General features: G+C 57.5%; 14 protein-coding genes and 6 tRNA genes. 18 read left to right on the forward strand and 2 right to left on the reverse strand.

Features of this window, described 5'->3' with window-relative positions:
• Position 1: 1 nt before the first annotated feature.
• From DTA24_RS05970 to DTA24_RS06060, 18 genes are all read left to right on the forward strand, one after another.
• Complete coding sequence (locus tag DTA24_RS05970) at positions 2-880, forward strand: metal ABC transporter substrate-binding protein (protein WP_016161684.1); 879 nt, start codon at positions 2-4, stop codon at positions 878-880.
• A gap of 138 nt (positions 881-1,018) precedes the next feature.
• Complete coding sequence (gene pncC, locus DTA24_RS05975) at positions 1,019-1,516, forward strand: nicotinamide-nucleotide amidase (protein ID WP_012540790.1); 498 nt, start codon at positions 1,019-1,021, stop codon at positions 1,514-1,516.
• Between the two features lie 90 nt (positions 1,517-1,606).
• Positions 1,607-2,665 (forward strand): recombinase RecA, encoded by a 1,059-nt coding sequence (recA, locus tag DTA24_RS05980; protein ID WP_123836591.1) that lies wholly within the window; start codon positions 1,607-1,609, stop codon positions 2,663-2,665.
• A 70-nt stretch (positions 2,666-2,735) separates the two neighbouring features.
• Positions 2,736-3,236: a recombination regulator RecX gene (gene recX, locus DTA24_RS05985; protein WP_008806152.1), complete on the forward strand. Its 501-nt coding sequence runs from the start codon at positions 2,736-2,738 to the stop codon at positions 3,234-3,236.
• A 251-nt stretch (positions 3,237-3,487) separates the two neighbouring features.
• Positions 3,488-6,115, forward strand: coding sequence for an alanine--tRNA ligase (gene alaS, locus DTA24_RS05990; RefSeq protein WP_038421686.1), 2,628 nt, complete (start codon positions 3,488-3,490; stop codon positions 6,113-6,115).
• Between the two features lie 364 nt (positions 6,116-6,479).
• Positions 6,480-6,665, forward strand: a complete 186-nt coding sequence (gene csrA / locus DTA24_RS06000) for a carbon storage regulator CsrA (protein ID WP_000906486.1) — start codon at positions 6,480-6,482, stop codon at positions 6,663-6,665.
• Positions 6,666-6,987: 322 nt separating this feature from the next.
• Positions 6,988-7,080: transfer RNA gene (locus tag DTA24_RS06005), tRNA-Ser, on the forward strand.
• A 4-nt stretch (positions 7,081-7,084) separates the two neighbouring features.
• Positions 7,085-7,161 (forward strand) — tRNA-Arg (locus DTA24_RS06010).
• 282 nt (positions 7,162-7,443) lie between these two features.
• Positions 7,444-7,520, forward strand: a tRNA-Arg gene (locus DTA24_RS06015).
• Positions 7,521-7,581: 61 nt separating this feature from the next.
• Positions 7,582-7,658, forward strand: a tRNA-Arg gene (locus tag DTA24_RS06020).
• A gap of 228 nt (positions 7,659-7,886) precedes the next feature.
• Positions 7,887-7,963: transfer RNA gene (locus DTA24_RS06025), tRNA-Arg, on the forward strand.
• Between the two features lie 96 nt (positions 7,964-8,059).
• Positions 8,060-8,136, forward strand: a tRNA-Arg gene (locus DTA24_RS06030).
• Positions 8,137-8,423: 287 nt separating this feature from the next.
• The gene (locus DTA24_RS06035) at positions 8,424-8,738 is read left to right on the forward strand and encodes a BON domain-containing protein (protein ID WP_008806150.1); all 315 of its coding nucleotides are present in this window, start codon (positions 8,424-8,426) and stop codon (positions 8,736-8,738) included.
• Positions 8,739-8,862: 124 nt separating this feature from the next.
• Complete coding sequence (gene yqaB / locus DTA24_RS06040; RefSeq protein WP_004174701.1) at positions 8,863-9,429, forward strand: fructose-1-phosphate/6-phosphogluconate phosphatase; 567 nt, start codon at positions 8,863-8,865, stop codon at positions 9,427-9,429.
• Entirely contained in the window at positions 9,426-9,854 is a 429-nt protein-coding gene (locus tag DTA24_RS06045; RefSeq protein ID WP_008806149.1) for a YqaA family protein, read from the forward strand. Before yqaB ends, DTA24_RS06045 begins: the two co-directional genes overlap by 4 nt.
• 66 nt (positions 9,855-9,920) lie before the next feature.
• A complete protein-coding gene (gene gshA, locus DTA24_RS06050; protein WP_008806148.1) occupies positions 9,921-11,477 on the forward strand; it encodes a glutamate--cysteine ligase in 1,557 nt (518 codons plus the stop codon).
• Between the two features lie 163 nt (positions 11,478-11,640).
• Positions 11,641-12,156, forward strand: coding sequence for an S-ribosylhomocysteine lyase (gene luxS, locus DTA24_RS06055; protein ID WP_002914351.1), 516 nt, complete (start codon positions 11,641-11,643; stop codon positions 12,154-12,156).
• A gap of 52 nt (positions 12,157-12,208) precedes the next feature.
• Entirely contained in the window at positions 12,209-12,976 is a 768-nt protein-coding gene (locus tag DTA24_RS06060) for an AraC family transcriptional regulator (RefSeq protein ID WP_032736324.1), read from the forward strand.
• On the opposite strand, the gene leuA is transcribed toward DTA24_RS06060, so the two are convergent.
• Both leuA and emrB read right to left on the reverse strand, forming a co-directional pair.
• Positions 12,955-14,631 (reverse strand): 2-isopropylmalate synthase, encoded by a 1,677-nt coding sequence (gene leuA / locus DTA24_RS06065; protein WP_008806146.1) that lies wholly within the window; start codon positions 14,629-14,631, stop codon positions 12,955-12,957. The two genes, DTA24_RS06060 and leuA, sit on opposite strands and share 22 nt — an antisense overlap.
• Before the next feature lie 136 nt (positions 14,632-14,767).
• Positions 14,768-16,306 (reverse strand): multidrug efflux MFS transporter permease subunit EmrB, encoded by a 1,539-nt coding sequence (emrB, locus tag DTA24_RS06070; RefSeq protein ID WP_008806145.1) that lies wholly within the window; start codon positions 16,304-16,306, stop codon positions 14,768-14,770.
• Between the last annotated feature and the right edge of the window lie 5 nt (positions 16,307-16,311).

Below are 16,311 nucleotides of genomic sequence, written 5' to 3' on the forward strand. Positions count from 1 at the left end.
GATGAAACGTAGTGCAATGGTTGTGGCGCTGGCTTTGGGGCTGATGGCGCAGGGGGCGATGGCAAAAACGCTGAACGTGGTAAGCAGTTTTTCGGTGCTGGGTGATATGGTGCAGCAGGTCGGCGGGGAGCATGTTCATGTCGATACGCTGGTCGGCCCGGACGGCGATCCACATACCTTCGAACCTTCGCCGAAAGATAGTGCGCTGCTCAGCAAGGCCGACGTAGTGGTGGTCAACGGCCTGGGGCTGGAAGGGTGGCTGGATCGTCTGATTAAGGCCTCTGGTTTCAAAGGCGAGCTGGTGGTGGCGTCGAAAGGCGTCAAGACCCATACCCTTGATGAGGATGGCAAAACGGTGACCGATCCCCACGCCTGGAACAGCGCGGCGAACGGCGCGTTGTATGCGCAGAATATCCTCGATGGTCTGGTGAAAGCCGACCCGGAAGATAAAGCGGCATTGACCAGCAGCGGCAAGCGCTATATCGAGCAGTTGACGAATATCGACGGCTGGGCGAAAGCGCAGTTCAGCGCCATTCCGCTGGCAAAGCGCAAGGTCCTGACCAGCCATGACGCCTTCGGCTATTTTGGCCGCGCTTACAATGTGACATTCCTCGCGCCACAGGGGCTCTCTTCAGAGAGCGAGGCCAGCGCGGCGCAGGTGGCGGCGCTGATTAAGCAAATCAAAGCCGATGGCGTCCATACCTGGTTTATGGAGAACCAGCTTGACCCGCGGCTGGTGAAGCAAATCGCCAGCGCGACAGGCGCCCAGCCGGGGGGCGAACTCTATCCGGAGGCGCTCTCCGCACCGGGTGGCGTCGCGGATAGCTATGTGAAAATGATGCGTCATAACGTGGCGCTGATCGCCGCCAGCATGAAGTAATCGTGCGATTTATCATCCCGGCGTCGCCGGGATGATTCATTTTGGATGTCCCCTCGTAAATTCCACACCTCGTCCCCATATCTCTGTGGAAAGTGCTATCTTTGATGGCCTCTTTATCCAGACCAAAGCGGGGCGATAATGACCGATTCAGAATTAATGCAGCTAAGCGAGAAGGTGGGCCGGGCGCTGAAGGCGCGCGGTGCGACGGTGACCACGGCGGAATCCTGCACCGGCGGCTGGATAGCGAAAGCGATCACCGATATTGCCGGCAGCTCAGCGTGGTTTGAACGCGGTTTTGTGACCTACAGCAACGAAGCCAAATCGCAAATGATCGGCGTCAGCGAAGCGACGCTGCGGGACAACGGCGCAGTGAGCGAACCGGTGGTGGTCGAGATGGCGATCGGCGCACTGCGCGCGGCGCGCGCGGACTATGCCATCTCCGTTAGCGGCGTCGCCGGGCCGGATGGCGGCAGCGACGAAAAGCCGGTCGGCACGGTGTGGTTTGGTGTCGCCAGCGTGAGCGGGCAAGGCGTGACGCGGCGCGAATGCTTTGCCGGAGACCGCGAAGCGGTGCGTCGTCAGGCGACGGCCTATGCGCTCAATCTGCTCTGGCAACAATTTCTACAAAACACTTGATACTGTATGACCATACAGTATAATTGCCTCAACTGAACAAATATTAACGGCGAAGCGAACACGCTTCACCCTGCATGATTAGGAGTAACAATGGCGATCGACGAAAACAAACAGAAAGCGTTGGCGGCTGCACTGGGCCAGATCGAAAAGCAATTCGGTAAAGGCTCCATCATGCGCCTGGGTGAAGACCGTTCTATGGACGTAGAAACCATCTCCACCGGCTCGCTTTCTCTGGATATTGCGCTCGGCGCCGGCGGTCTGCCAATGGGCCGTATCGTCGAGATCTACGGGCCGGAATCTTCCGGTAAAACCACCCTGACGCTGCAGGTTATCGCCGCAGCGCAGCGTGAAGGTAAAACCTGTGCGTTCATCGATGCCGAACACGCGCTGGACCCGGTCTATGCGCGCAAACTGGGCGTGGATATCGACAACCTGCTGTGTTCTCAGCCGGATACCGGTGAACAGGCGCTGGAAATCTGTGACGCGCTGGCGCGCTCTGGCGCGGTTGACGTTATCGTCGTCGACTCCGTCGCGGCGCTGACGCCGAAAGCGGAAATCGAAGGCGAAATCGGCGATTCTCACATGGGTCTCGCGGCGCGTATGATGAGCCAGGCGATGCGTAAGCTGGCGGGTAACCTGAAGCAGTCCAACACGCTGCTGATCTTCATCAACCAGATCCGTATGAAAATCGGCGTAATGTTCGGTAACCCGGAAACCACCACCGGCGGCAACGCGCTGAAGTTCTACGCCTCCGTGCGTCTGGACATCCGCCGCATCGGCGCGGTGAAAGAGGGCGACAATGTCGTCGGCAGCGAAACCCGCGTCAAAGTGGTGAAGAACAAGATCGCCGCGCCGTTCAAACAGGCTGAATTCCAGATCCTCTACGGCGAAGGCATCAACTTCTTCGGCGAGCTGGTTGACCTTGGCGTGAAAGAGAAGCTGATTGAAAAAGCGGGTGCCTGGTACAGCTACAACGGCGACAAAATTGGTCAGGGTAAAGCGAACGCGATCACCTGGCTGAAAGAGAACCCGGCGTCGGCGAAAGAAATTGAGAAGAAAGTTCGCGAACTGCTGCTCAACAACCAGGACTCTACGCCGGACTTCGCCGTTGACGGCAACGACGCAGAAGAAACGGAACAAGATTTCTGATATCGTCTAACAGAGTGATAAAGGGCTGCTTATGCGGCCCTTTTGCATTTCTTAGATTATTGAGGTGCCTGTGACTGAACCTTCATCACGCCGCTCCGGCTACGCCCGCCTGCTGGACCGCGCTATCCGCATTCTGGCCATGCGCGACCACAGCGAACAGGAGCTGCGGCGCAAACTGGCTGCGCCAGTAATGAGCAAAAATGGCCCCGAGGCGCTGGACGTCACCCCCGAAGAGCTGGAGCAGGTGGTTGCCTGGTGTATCGAAAACCGCTATCTCGACGATCACCGTTTTGTCGGCCAGTTCATCGCCAGCCGGAGCCGCAAAGGCTATGGTCCGGCGCGCATTCGTCAGGAGCTCAGCCAGAAAGGGATTGCCCGCCAGGACGTTGAACAGGCGATGCGCGAATGTGATATCGACTGGGTGAGCCTTGCCAGGGAGCAGGCGCAGCGTAAATACGGCGAACCGTTACCTTCCGCCTTTACTGAAAAAGTGAAAGTTCAGCGATTCCTGCTTTACCGCGGCTACCTGATGGAAGATATCCAGGAAATCTGGCGAAATTTTGCAGATTGACCCATCGGGGATTTTACTTCGCCGTAAAGAAAACTTATCTTATTCCCACTTTATTCCGTCGGGCCGCTGGTTGTGACAGTACAGACAGCGTCCAGGGCGATTATTCCTTATACACAAAATCATTCAAGCTGCATCAGGGCGGCAAGAGAGAACATCTTCTGGAACGCACGTCAGTTCGGTGCCGGGAGAGCAAGCGCAGCCAGGACAGAGGCGACTTGAAGGATGACGTGTAGCTTGATTTCAGGATAATTATGAGCAAGAGCACCGCTGAGATCCGTCAGGCGTTTCTCGACTTTTTCCATAGTAAGGGACATCAGGTAGTTGCCAGCAGCTCCCTGGTACCGCACAACGATCCAACCCTGCTGTTTACCAACGCCGGGATGAACCAGTTCAAGGATGTCTTCCTTGGCCTCGATAAACGTAATTACTCGCGCGCGACCACCGCGCAGCGTTGCGTGCGTGCGGGTGGTAAACACAACGATCTGGAAAACGTCGGTTACACCGCGCGTCACCACACCTTCTTTGAAATGCTGGGCAACTTCAGCTTTGGCGATTATTTCAAGCAGGATGCCATCAAATACGCATGGGAACTGCTGACCGGTGAAAACTGGTTCGCCCTGCCGAAAGAGAAGCTGTGGGTCACCGTCTACGAGACCGATGACGAAGCGTTCGACATCTGGGCTAACGAAGTAGGCGTTCCGCGCGAGCGTATCATCCGCATCGGCGACAACAAAGGCGCGCCGTTTGCTTCTGATAACTTCTGGCAGATGGGCGACACGGGTCCGTGCGGCCCGTGCACCGAAATCTTCTTTGACCACGGCGATCACATCTGGGGCGGCCCTCCGGGAAGCCCGGAAGAAGACGGCGACCGTTACATCGAGATCTGGAACATCGTCTTCATGCAGTTCAACCGTCAGGCTGACGGTACCATGGAGCCGCTGCCGAAGCCGTCCGTCGATACCGGTATGGGGCTGGAGCGTATTGCCGCCGTGCTGCAGCACGTTAACTCCAACTATGATATCGACCTGTTCCGCGATCTGATCGCCAGCGTGGCGAAAGTCACCGGCGCGACCGACCTGACGAACAAGTCGCTGCGTGTGATTGCCGACCACATTCGCTCCTGTGCATTCCTGATTGCTGACGGCGTGATCCCGTCGAATGAAAACCGCGGCTACGTGCTGCGTCGCATCATTCGTCGTGCGATCCGTCACGGCAACATGCTGGGCGCGAAGGACACCTTCTTCTGGAAACTGGTTGCCCCGCTGATCGCCGTGATGGGTTCCGCCGGTGAAGAACTGAAACAGCAGCAGGCTCAGGTTGAGCAGGTACTGAAAACTGAAGAAGAGCAGTTCGCCCGTACTCTGGAGCGCGGACTGGCGCTGCTGGATGAAGAGCTGTCGAAGCTGAAAGGCGACACGCTGGATGGCGAAACGGCCTTCCGTCTGTACGACACCTACGGCTTCCCGGTCGACCTGACGGCGGACGTGTGCCGCGAACGCAACATTAAAGTTGACGAAGCTGGCTTTGAGGCCGCCATGGAAGAGCAGCGCCGCCGTGCGCGCGAGTCCAGCGGTTTCGGCGCTGACTATAACGCGATGATCCGCGTTGACGGAGTCTCTGAATTTAAAGGCTACGATCATCTGGAGCTGAACGGCAAAGTGACTGCGCTGTTTATCGACGGTAAAGCGGTGGATAGTGTCAGCGCGGGCCAGGAAGCGGTAGTGATCCTCGACCAGACCCCGTTCTATGCGGAATCCGGTGGCCAGGTGGGCGATAAAGGCGAACTGAAAGGCGCAGGCTTCTCCTTCGCCGTCAGCGACACGCAGAAGTACGGTCAGGCCATTGGTCATATCGGTAAAGTCGCCAGCGGTTCCCTGAAAGTGGGCGACGCGGTGCAGGCCGATGTGGACGAGGTTCGCCGTCAGCGTATCCGTCTGAACCACTCCGCGACGCATCTGATGCATGCGGCGCTGCGCCAGGTGCTCGGCACCCATGTGGCGCAGAAAGGCTCGCTGGTTAACGATAAAGCGCTGCGCTTTGACTTCTCGCATTTCGAAGCGATGAAGCCGGAAGAGATCCGTGCAGTCGAAGATCTGGTCAATGCGCAGATCCGTCGTAACCTGGCTATCGAAACCAACATTATGGATATCGATGCCGCGCGCGCATCCGGCGCCATGGCGCTGTTCGGCGAGAAATACGATGACCGCGTCCGCGTGCTGCAGATGGGCGACTTCTCCACCGAACTGTGCGGCGGGACTCACGCGGCGCGTACCGGTGATATCGGCCTGTTCCGCATCACCTCTGAGTCCGGTACCGCCGCTGGCGTGCGCCGTATCGAAGCGGTAACCGGCGAAGGCGCGATAGCCATGCTGCACGCGCAGAGCGATCAGCTCAGCGATATCGCACAGCTGCTGAAGGGCGACAGCCACAATCTCGGCGAGAAAGTTCGCGCCGCGCTGGAGCGTACCCGTCAGCTGGAAAAAGAGCTGCAGCAGCTGAAAGAGCAGGCTGCGGCGCAGGAGAGCGCAAACCTCTCCAGCAAAGCGGAAGAGATTAACGGCGTTAAGCTGCTGGTCAGCGAGCTGGCCGGCGTGGAGCCGAAGATGCTGCGTACCATGGTTGACGATCTGAAGAACCAACTGGGTTCGACGGTTGTGGTGTTGGCTACGGTCGCAGACGGTAAAGTTTCCCTGATTGCCGGTGTGTCTAAGGATGTGACAGATCGCGTGAAGGCAGGGGAGCTGGTTGGTATGGTCGCTCAGCAGGTGGGCGGTAAAGGGGGCGGTCGTCCGGATATGGCGCAGGCCGGTGGTACCGATGCGTCTGCTCTCCCTGCAGCGTTAGCCAGTGTGAAAGGCTGGGTCAGCGCAAAACTGTAATAACTATAAACGCCTATACCCTAAATAATTCGAGTGGCAGGAAGGCGGCGACGCAGCGAATCCCCAGTAACTTACTCAAGTAAGTGACTGGGGTGAGTGAGGAAAGCCAACACACAGGCAACTTGAAGTATGGCGGGTATAGGTGCCGTAACCTCGGGGAAACGGCACCTTGCGTCATAAGTACTGATAACGATAAAGTCGGGTTGAAATTGTGTATATCGGCTAAACTTAGGTTTAACAGAATGTGATGCCATGACTGCCTTATACCGCAAGGTATTTGTCATCGCTTACTTTTTGGCGTTATATGATGGATAATGCCGGGATACGAGAGACCCGACTCTTTTAATCTTTCAAGGAGCAAAGAATGCTGATTCTGACTCGTCGAGTTGGTGAGACCCTCATGATTGGAGATGAGGTCACTGTGACAGTTTTAGGGGTGAAGGGTAACCAGGTTCGTATTGGCGTAAACGCCCCTAAAGAAGTATCTGTTCACCGTGAAGAGATCTACCAGCGTATTCAGGCTGAAAAATCCCAGCAGTCCAGTTACTAAGGTTTCCGCGCCTCGCTGTTCAGTGAGGCGCATCCCTTCCCGCCGTTATTTTTGCCTTTTTTACTTTTTCCCCTGCGCAATACCGGTTTTCATCACCCTTTGCCGCTTTGGCTGTTTGGCGTTATGCCTGCGCCAGGTCTGATTTCCTGTTGATAAATTGCCCTTTTTGCCGTTTTTGCACGCGAATTGCGTGCGAAGTGTGCAAACGAAAAAAGGTCTCGAAAAAGTGTTTGACTTATAAGTACCAGAAAGTAATATGTGCGCCATCGCAGCGACGAAGAGCAGAAACAAGTTCTTCGAAGCACTCGAAAGAGGCGTGTGTGGTGAGGTGGCCGAGAGGCTGAAGGCGCTCCCCTGCTAAGGGAGTATGCGGTCAAAAGCTGCATCCGGGGTTCGAATCCCCGCCTCACCGCCATTTTGCATCCGTAGCTCAGCTGGATAGAGTACTCGGCTACGAACCGAGCGGTCGGAGGTTCGAATCCTCCCGGATGCACCATATTCTCCTTAGTAATAGCGATATCGTTGTTGCAGGGGCTGCGAAATTATCGCCAGCACCAGGGAGGATAACGTTGAGTAAACAACGGCCCGTAGGGCGAGGCGCAGCCGAGTAATCCTCCCGGATGCACCATCTTCTTTCTGAATTAAGAGAGAAGAACGCTGTGAAAGCAGCGGCCCGCAGTGCGAGGCATAATCGAGTCACTCTACCGATTAGGCCATCATACTCAGTGTGGCAGGTGTTAGTTGTGACACTGACGCGTAGTAAAGCAAGTTTCCCGATGCATCCGTAGCTCAGCTGGATAGAGTACTCGGCTACGAACCGAGCGGTCGGAGGTTCGAATCCTCCCGGATGCACCATTCTTTGATAAGAATGGCAAATCGCGAAATTTGATATCAGAATTACAGCAGTAATCCCGATGCATCCGTAGCTCAGCTGGATAGAGTACTCGGCTACGAACCGAGCGGTCGGAGGTTCGAATCCTCCCGGATGCACCATATTCTCCTTGATAACAGCGACGATGTTGTTTTATGGTCTGCGAAATTATCGCCAGCACCAGGGAGGATAACGTTGCGTAAGCAACGGCCCGTAGGGCGAGGCGCAGCCGAGTAATCCTCCCGGATGCACCATATTCTCCTTAGTAACAGCAACATTGTTGTTATCTGGTTTGCGATACCATCGTAAGTGCCAGGAGAGTAACCCCGCAGTAAAATAGCTTTCCCGATGCATCCGTAGCTCAGCTGGATAGAGTACTCGGCTACGAACCGAGCGGTCGGAGGTTCGAATCCTCCCGGATGCACCATATTCTCCTTAGTAACAGCAACATTGTTGTTATCTGGTTTGCGAAACCATCGTAAGTGCCAGGAGAGTAACCCCGCAGTAAAATAGCTTTCCCGATGCATCCGTAGCTCAGCTGGATAGAGTACTCGGCTACGAACCGAGCGGTCGGAGGTTCGAATCCTCCCGGATGCACCATATTCTCCTTAGTAGCAGCGACGATGTTGTTGCATGGTCTGCGAAATTATCGTCAGCACCAGGAAGGATAACGTTGCGTAAGCAACGGCCCGAAGGGCGAGGCTTAGCCGAGTCATCCTCCCGGATGCACCATCTTCACTCTTTACTCTCTCCTCACCATCCCTATAACCTCGTTTTCCATCACCGGTTTCATACTGACTTTTTTATTGGCAAGCCGCGCTTTCCACTATAATTTATCCTTGTATATCAGCGTTATCAGGCTGAGTTAAATGCAAGGAGAGAAATCCATGAAATGGTTCAAAGCAATACCTGCTTTTTGCGCGACGCTGCTGGTGGCGACGGCCCTTACTGGCTGTGCCGGTTCGTCCACCAAAGAAAGCACCGGCGGTTACATTGACGATACCGTGGTGACCACTAAGGTGAAAACGGCGCTCTTTAACGATAAAGATATCAAGTCCTCAGAAATCAGCGTCCAGACCTTTAAAGGCCGCGTGCAGTTGAGCGGGTTTGTCTCCTCTGCGGAAAGCGCTAAACGTGCGGTGGAAGTCACCCGTCGGGTGCAGGGCGTGCGTATGGTCGAGAACGATCTGCGTATTAAATAAGACCCACTACCCGGTTTATGCCTGAAGGCGCCTGAGGGCGCCTTTGTCGTTTGAGCCGCTGGCCGCGACAACGACGGGCTTTTGCGATAGAGTAACTATTCATTAACCGGTTGGTGAGAAGACAATGTACGAAGGTTACGCAGGACTGATCTTTGATATGGATGGCACCATTCTCGATACCGAGCCGACCCATCGGCAGGCATGGAACGAGGTGTTGGGCCGCTACGGTATGCGTTTCGACGAACAGGCGATGGTCGCGCTCAATGGCTCACCAACCTGGCGGATTGCCCAGGCGATTATTGAACTCAACCAGGCGGATCTCGATCCACATCGCCTGGCGCAGGAAAAAACCCAGGCGGTTAAGGCGATGCTGCTGGACAGCGTACGCCCGTTGCCGCTAATTGAGGTGGTCAAGGCGTGGCATGGTCGTCGCCCGATGTCGGTGGGTACCGGCAGCGAAAGCGCCGTCGCCGAGGCGCTGCTGGCGCACCTGGGCCTGCGTCATTACTTCTCTGCGGTGGTGGCGGCCGATCATGTAGTCAACCATAAACCCGCGCCCGATACCTTCCTGCTGTGCGCCGAGCGCATGGGCGTCGCGCCGGAAAAATGCGTGGTCTTCGAAGATGCCGACTTTGGTCTGCAGGCGGCGAAGCGTGCAGGCATGGACGCTGTTGACGTGCGTTTGCTGTGAGCGACGCGCTGTCACTCACCTCGCTGTTTGCCAGTAGCTTTTTAAGCGCCACGCTGCTTCCCGGTAATTCGGAGGTTGTGCTGGTGGCTATGCTACTTGCAGGGGTCAGTCATCCATGGTGGTTAGTATTAATAGCAACAATCGGCAATAGCCTTGGAGGGGTAACTAACGTTATTCTGGGGCGCTTGTTTCCGCTGCGCAAAACCTCGCGCTGGCAGGAGCGGGCGGCAGGCTGGCTTAAGCGCTACGGCGCGGTCACGCTCTTACTGAGCTGGGCGCCGGTTGTCGGCGATTTACTGTGTTTGCTGGCGGGATGGATGCGCATTTCCTGGGGACCGGTACTCTTTTTCTTATGCCTTGGTAAGGCGCTGCGCTATATCGTTATTGCAGCAGCGACGCTTCAGGGCATGACGTGGTGGCACTAATTGGACTGATAGTTCATCCATTACAATTATGCTTATTCAAACGATTTCGACAGGCGGGAGGTCAAATTGATCCCGGACGTATCACAGGCGCTGGCCTGGCTGGAAAAACATCCGCAGGCTCTGCAGGGTATTCAACGTGGTCTGGAGCGGGAAACGCTGCGCGTGAACGCAGACGGCACCCTTGCAACGACCGGTCACCCTCTGGCGTTAGGCTCAGCGCTGACGCATAAATGGATTACCACCGATTTTGCCGAAGCTTTACTCGAGTTCATTACGCCGGTGGATGGCGATATTGAGCATATGCTGACCTTTATGCGCGATGTCCATCGCTATACCGCGCGTCAGCTGGGCGACGAGCGGATGTGGCCGCTGAGTATGCCATGCTATATCGCTCCCGGTCAGGATATTGAGCTGGCGCAGTACGGCACCTCAAACGTGGGGCGTCTGAAAACGCTGTATCGCGAGGGGCTGAAGAACCGCTATGGCGCGTTGATGCAGACTATCTCCGGCGTGCACTATAATTTCTCGCTGCCGATGGCGTTCTGGCAGGCGAAGTGTGGCGTGGAAGACGTCGAAAGCGGTAAAGAAGCTATCTCGGCGGGCTATTTCCGCTCGATTCGTAACTACTATCGTTTTGGCTGGGTGATCCCTTATCTGTTCGGCGCCTCGCCGGCGATTTGCTCCTCGTTCCTGCAAGGGAAACCGACGACGCTGCCTTTTGAGGAAGCGGGTAACGGTATGTACTACCTGCCGTACGCCACCTCGCTGCGCCTCAGCGACCTCGGTTATACCAATAAGTCGCAAAGCAATCTCGGAATTACGTTTAACGATCTGCATGAGTATGTGGCAGGATTGAAGCGGGCGATTAAAACGCCGTCGGAAGAGTACGCTAAAATCGGGCTGCAGAAAGACGGCAAGTATCTGCAGATCAACAGCAATATCCTGCAGATTGAAAACGAACTCTATGCGCCGATCCGTCCGAAACGCGTGACCCGTCGGGGCGAAACCCCGTCCGATGCGCTGCTCCGCGGTGGCATTGAGTACATTGAAGTGCGTTCGCTGGATATCAACCCGTTCTCGCCGATCGGCGTTGACGCCCAGCAGGTGCGTTTCCTCGATCTGTTTATGGTCTGGTGCGCGCTGGCCGACGCGCCGGAGATGAGCAGCGATGAGCTGCTGTGCACTCGCACCAACTGGAATCGGGTGATTCTGGAAGGGCGTAAGCCGGGCTTAACGCTGGGGATTGGCTGCGAAAGCGCTCAGTTCCCGCTGGCTCAGGTGGGCAAAGATCTGTTCCGCGATTTACGCCGCGTGGCGCAGACCCTTGACAGTATCCACGGTGGCCAGGCATATCAGCAGGTCTGCGACGAGCTGCTGGCCTGCTTTGACGATCCGGAATTAACCTTCTCAGCCCGCATTCTGCGTTCTATGATTGAAGAAGGGATTGGCGGCACTGGCCGTGCATTGGCGGATCGCTATCGGACGCAGCTGCGGGAAGAGCCGCTGGAGATCCTGAGCGAAGCCGATTTCATCGCCGAGCGCGAGGCATCGGTGGCGCGGCAGAAGAAAGTGGAAGCGGAAGACAGTGAGCCGTTCGAAGCGCTGCTGGCACGACACGCGTAGCCGCTGACGATACAAAAGAAAAAGGCCACATCAATGTGGCCAAACTTTCATCTCTGATTCAGGGATGATGATGATAATAAATGCGCGTCTTTCATATACTGAGACTCGCGGCTGAACAAAGAGTTCATTTTATTTTAAAAAAAATCACTCCCGGAGGTGACGAATGCCGTTGTTAGATAGTTTCACAGTCGACCATACCCGAATGGAAGCCCCAGCGGTGCGTGTCGCGAAGAAAATGAACACGCCGCATGGCGATGAAATCACCGTTTTCGATCTGCGCTTCTGCGTGCCGAACCAGGAAGTGATGCCGGAACGCGGTATCCACACCCTGGAGCACCTGTTCGCGGGCTTTATGCGCGATCACCTGAACGGGAATGGCGTGGAAATTATCGACATTTCGCCAATGGGCTGCCGCACCGGGTTCTATATGAGCCTGATTGGTACACCGGACGAGCAGCGCGTCGCTGACGCCTGGAAAGCGGCGATGGCCGATGTGCTGAAGGTGAAAGATCAGAACCAGATCCCGGAGCTCAACGTCTACCAGTGCGGAACCTATACCATGCACTCGCTGGAAGAGGCCCAGGACATCGCTCGTCATATCATTGAGCGCGATGTACGCATCAACAGCAACGACGAACTGGCGCTGCCGAAAGAAAAACTGCAGGAACTGCACATCTAGTGCTTCCGCCACGGCCCGACGCCTGTCGCCGGGCCGCTCTCCTGACGCCGCCATGACGACCACCACGACTTTCTCCTTTCAGCACCGCCCGCTGGTGCCTTTTGCCCATGATTATGCCCACGGTGACCAGGAAGACTGGCATCAGCATGACTGCGCCCAGCTGCTGCATATTTTAAGCGGCGTGGTGCGGGTCGCGACACCGGCAGGTTACTGGGTGGTGCCTCCCGGGCGCGGCGTCTGGCTGCCGGCGGGAACGCCGCACGCGCTGCGTATGACCGGCAACGTGGCGGCGCGCACCCTGTTTATCGATCCGCTGGCGCGCGCCGATCTCCCGGCGGGTTGCCAGATCGTACAGATCACGCCGCTGCTGCGGGAACTGATCGTCTCATCCCTGGGACTGGCCGAGTGCTATGCCCCCGCCAGCCGTGACGAACGGATTTATGAGCTGATCCTCGATGAGATCCGCGGGATGGCGATCCTGCCGTTTGGCCTGCCGGAACCGCAAAGTGACACGCTGCGTCGGCTGTGCCAGCAGGTACGCGAGGCGCCGGGCAAAGCCTGGAGCAGCGGCCAGGCGGCAAAGGTGTGCAGCATGAGTGAGCGAACCCTTAACCGCCATTTTCAGCAGCAGACTAGCCTGACGTGGAGCGAGTGGGTGCGCCGGGCGAAGCTAATGGAAGCGCTGATTCGCCTGGCGCAGGGTCACTCCGTGCTGCGGGTGGCGCTGGAGCTGGGCTACGGCAGCCACAGCGCCTTCAGCGCCATGTTTCGTCGGGTGATGGGCGTCGCCCCCAGCGACTATTTTCGCCCTTCGACCTGATCGGCGACGCTGATCGCATTGCACAATGCCTGCAGCGAAGCGCGCGCCACGTCATTATCAATACCCACTCCCCAGTAGCTTTCACCTTGTGGAAAAACGCAGCGGATATAGGCGACCGACCGACTGTCGCTGCGCGCGCCAAGGGTATGCTCATGGTAGTCCTTGATCATAAACGGTTGTCTGAGCAGCGCGCTGAGGCCGCTGGCGGCGGCCGACAGCAGGCCGTTGCCCTGGCCCTGCAGGCGTCGGGTTTCGCCGTGGTGTCGCAGCGTCGCCTGCAGCGAAAGCTGGCCATCCTGTTGGCTGGCGCTCTGATAATCAAGCAGCGTCAGCGCAGGCTGCGCCAGCAGGCCGTAGCGCGTGCGGAACAGCTGCCACAGCGCGTGGTGGGTCATCTCTTTGCCGTCGCTATCGGTCACCTGCTGTACATGCTGACTGAAGTCCTGCTGCAGCCCGCGGGGCAGCTTGAGACCATGGTTTTGTTCGATAAGCCAGGCGCTGCCGCTTTTTCCCGACTGGCTGTTGACGCGGATCACCGCCTCATAGCTACAGCCAATATCCTGTGGATCAATGGGCAGGTAGGGCATCTGCCACGGATCGCCTGGCTGACGGGCATCAAACCCTTTTTTGATGGCATCCTGATGGGAGCCGGAGAAGGCGGTATAAGCCAGACTTCCCGCCCACGGGTGGCGTGGGTGAACGGGGATCTGGTTGCAGTTTTCCACCACCTCCACCACCCGGTTCATCTGCTCGAAGCGAAGCTCAGGGTCGATGCCCTGGCTGTAGAGATTCATGGCCAGCGTCACCAGGCAGACGTTGCCGGTGCGTTCGCCATTGCCAAACAGGCAGCCTTCCACCCGATCGGCGCCGGCCATCACCGCCAGCTCGGCGCTGGCGACACCGGTCCCGCGGTCGTTGTGCGGGTGCACGCTGATGCAGACCTCGCCGCGGCGGGAGAAGTGGCGGCAAAAATACTCGATCTGATCGGCATAGACGTTGGGGGTGTTCACTTCCACCGTCGCCGGCAGATTGACGATCATCGGCCGTTCGGCGCAGGGCTGCCAGACGTCCGCCACCGCCTCGCAAATCTCAAGGGCAAACTCGGGTTCGGTAAAGCAGAAGGTCTCTGGTGAGTATTCGTATTGCCAGCGGGTCTCCGGCTGTTGTTCGCACTGCTGGCGGATAAGTCGGGTGGCGCGGGTCGCCAGGGCGATCACTTCGGCTTTATCCATCCCGAAGACCAGCTCGCGAAACAGCGGCGCGGTGGCATTGTAGAGGTGGACGGTGGCCTGGCGGGCGCCGCGCAGTGCCTCAAAGGTGCGCAGGATCAGCGGATCCCGCGCCTGGGTCAGCACCTGGATGGTGACATCTTCCGGGATGCGCTGCTCGTCGATCAGCTGGCGGACGAAGTTGAAATCGGTTTGCGAAGCGGAAGGGAAGGCGACCTCAATCTCTTTAAAACCGCACTCCAGCAGCAGATCCCAGAACTGCAGTTTGCGGGCGCTGTCCATGGGCTCCGCCAGCGCCTGGTTGCCGTCGCGCAGGTCGGTCGACAGCCAGCGCGGGGCGTGGCTGATTTGCCGGTCGGGCCAGCGGCGGTCGGGCAGGGCAATCGGCGGATAGGGACGGTACTTTTCAGCAGGATGGCTCAGCATAGTGTTCTCCTTAATGGTCAGCCTTTATCCTGCCCGAGCACCGGGTGGCGAGCTTTCGCAAACGAGACAGAAACTAGCGAGAATTGGACAATCTGACGCCATAAAAAAGGGACCCGCAGGTCCCTTAGTCTGATGCTTAGTGTGCGCCCCCGCCGCCGCCGCCGGCACTGAATGGCGGCCTGGCGAACCACACCAGGCTGAGCAGAAGAATAAAGATCCCCGCCGAAACCCAGAAGATTTCGTTGGCGGAGATAATCAACCCCTGGTTGGTTATCTGCTGCGCTATCCAGCCGGAAGCCTGCTGCTGGGTCATTCCCATGCCCTGCAGCTGATCGTACATCTGCTGGGCGTTGGGGTTGAACGGCGTCACCGACTCGGTGAGCTGCGCATGGTGCAGCGCCTCACGGTTGGTCCACATGGTGGTGGTGATCGAGGTCCCGATGGAGCCGGCCAGAGTTCGGGTAAAGTTTGACAAGCTCGACGCCGCCGCCAGCCGCTCCGGCGGCAGGCCGGAGAGGGTGATGGTGGTCAATGGCATGAAGAAACAAGCCACCGCGAAGCCCTGGATAAACTGCGGCCACGCCGATGCACCAAAGTCCATACCCGGTTCAAAGGTCCACGCACGCCAGTAGAAGCAGACGGCATACATAATAAAGCTGAAGGTGACCAGCCGACGCATATCGAGCTTATGGGCAAAGCGGCCAATAATCGGCGACAGAATGACCGGGATCACCCCCACCGGCGCCGACGCCAAACCGGCCCAGGTAGCGGTGTAGCCGTAGACCTCCTGCAACAGCTGCGGCAGCAGTACGATAGCGCCGAAGTAGAGCATATAGGCCAGGCTGATACACAAACAGCCGATGGTGAAGTTGCGCGACTTAAACAGCGACAGGTCGACTATCGGGTTATCGTCAGTCAGCTCCCAGACAATCAGGAAGCTTATCGCCACCACCGCCACGATGGTCAGGATGATAATCTCGTTGGAAGCGAACCAGTCGAGCTCTTTACCGCGGTCGAGCATCACCTGCAGGCTACCGATACCGATAATCAGCAACGCCAGCCCGACGCCGTCGATACGTCGCTGTTCGGTACGGGTTTCGCGCCCGCGCAGGGTTTGCAGCGTCATGATCACCACTGCGATACCAATCGGCACGTTGATGAAGAAGATCCAGCCCCAGTGGTAGTTATCGCTGATATAGCCGCCGAGAATCGGGCCACAGATCGGCGCGACGATCACGGTCATTGACCACAGGGCCAGCGCAATCGACCGCTTCGCCGGTGGGTAGTTGCTGAGCAACAGGCTCTGCGACAGCGGGATCAGCGGACCGGCGACGATCCCCTGAATGACGCGGAAGAAAATCAGCATCGTCAGGCTGTTCGACACCCCACAGGCCCAGGAGGCGATAGCGAATGCCACCGTCGACCAGACGAAGAGCTTCACCTCGCCGACGCGCTTCGCCAGCCAGCCGGTAATGGGGATGGAGATGGCGTTGGCCACCCCGAACGAGGTGATGACCCACGTCCCCTGGCTCAGCGACGAGCCAAGGTTACCGGCAATGGTTGGGATCGCCACGTTGGCGATCGTGGAGTCCAGCACCTGCATGAACGTCGCCAGCGACAACGCAATGGTCATAATGACCAGTTGCGCGCCTTCGAGCGGTTTTTGCTGTTGCATTACGC

This window comes from Klebsiella sp. P1CD1, from assembly GCF_003790505.1.
Lineage (GTDB): Bacteria > Pseudomonadota > Gammaproteobacteria > Enterobacterales > Enterobacteriaceae > Klebsiella > Klebsiella variicola.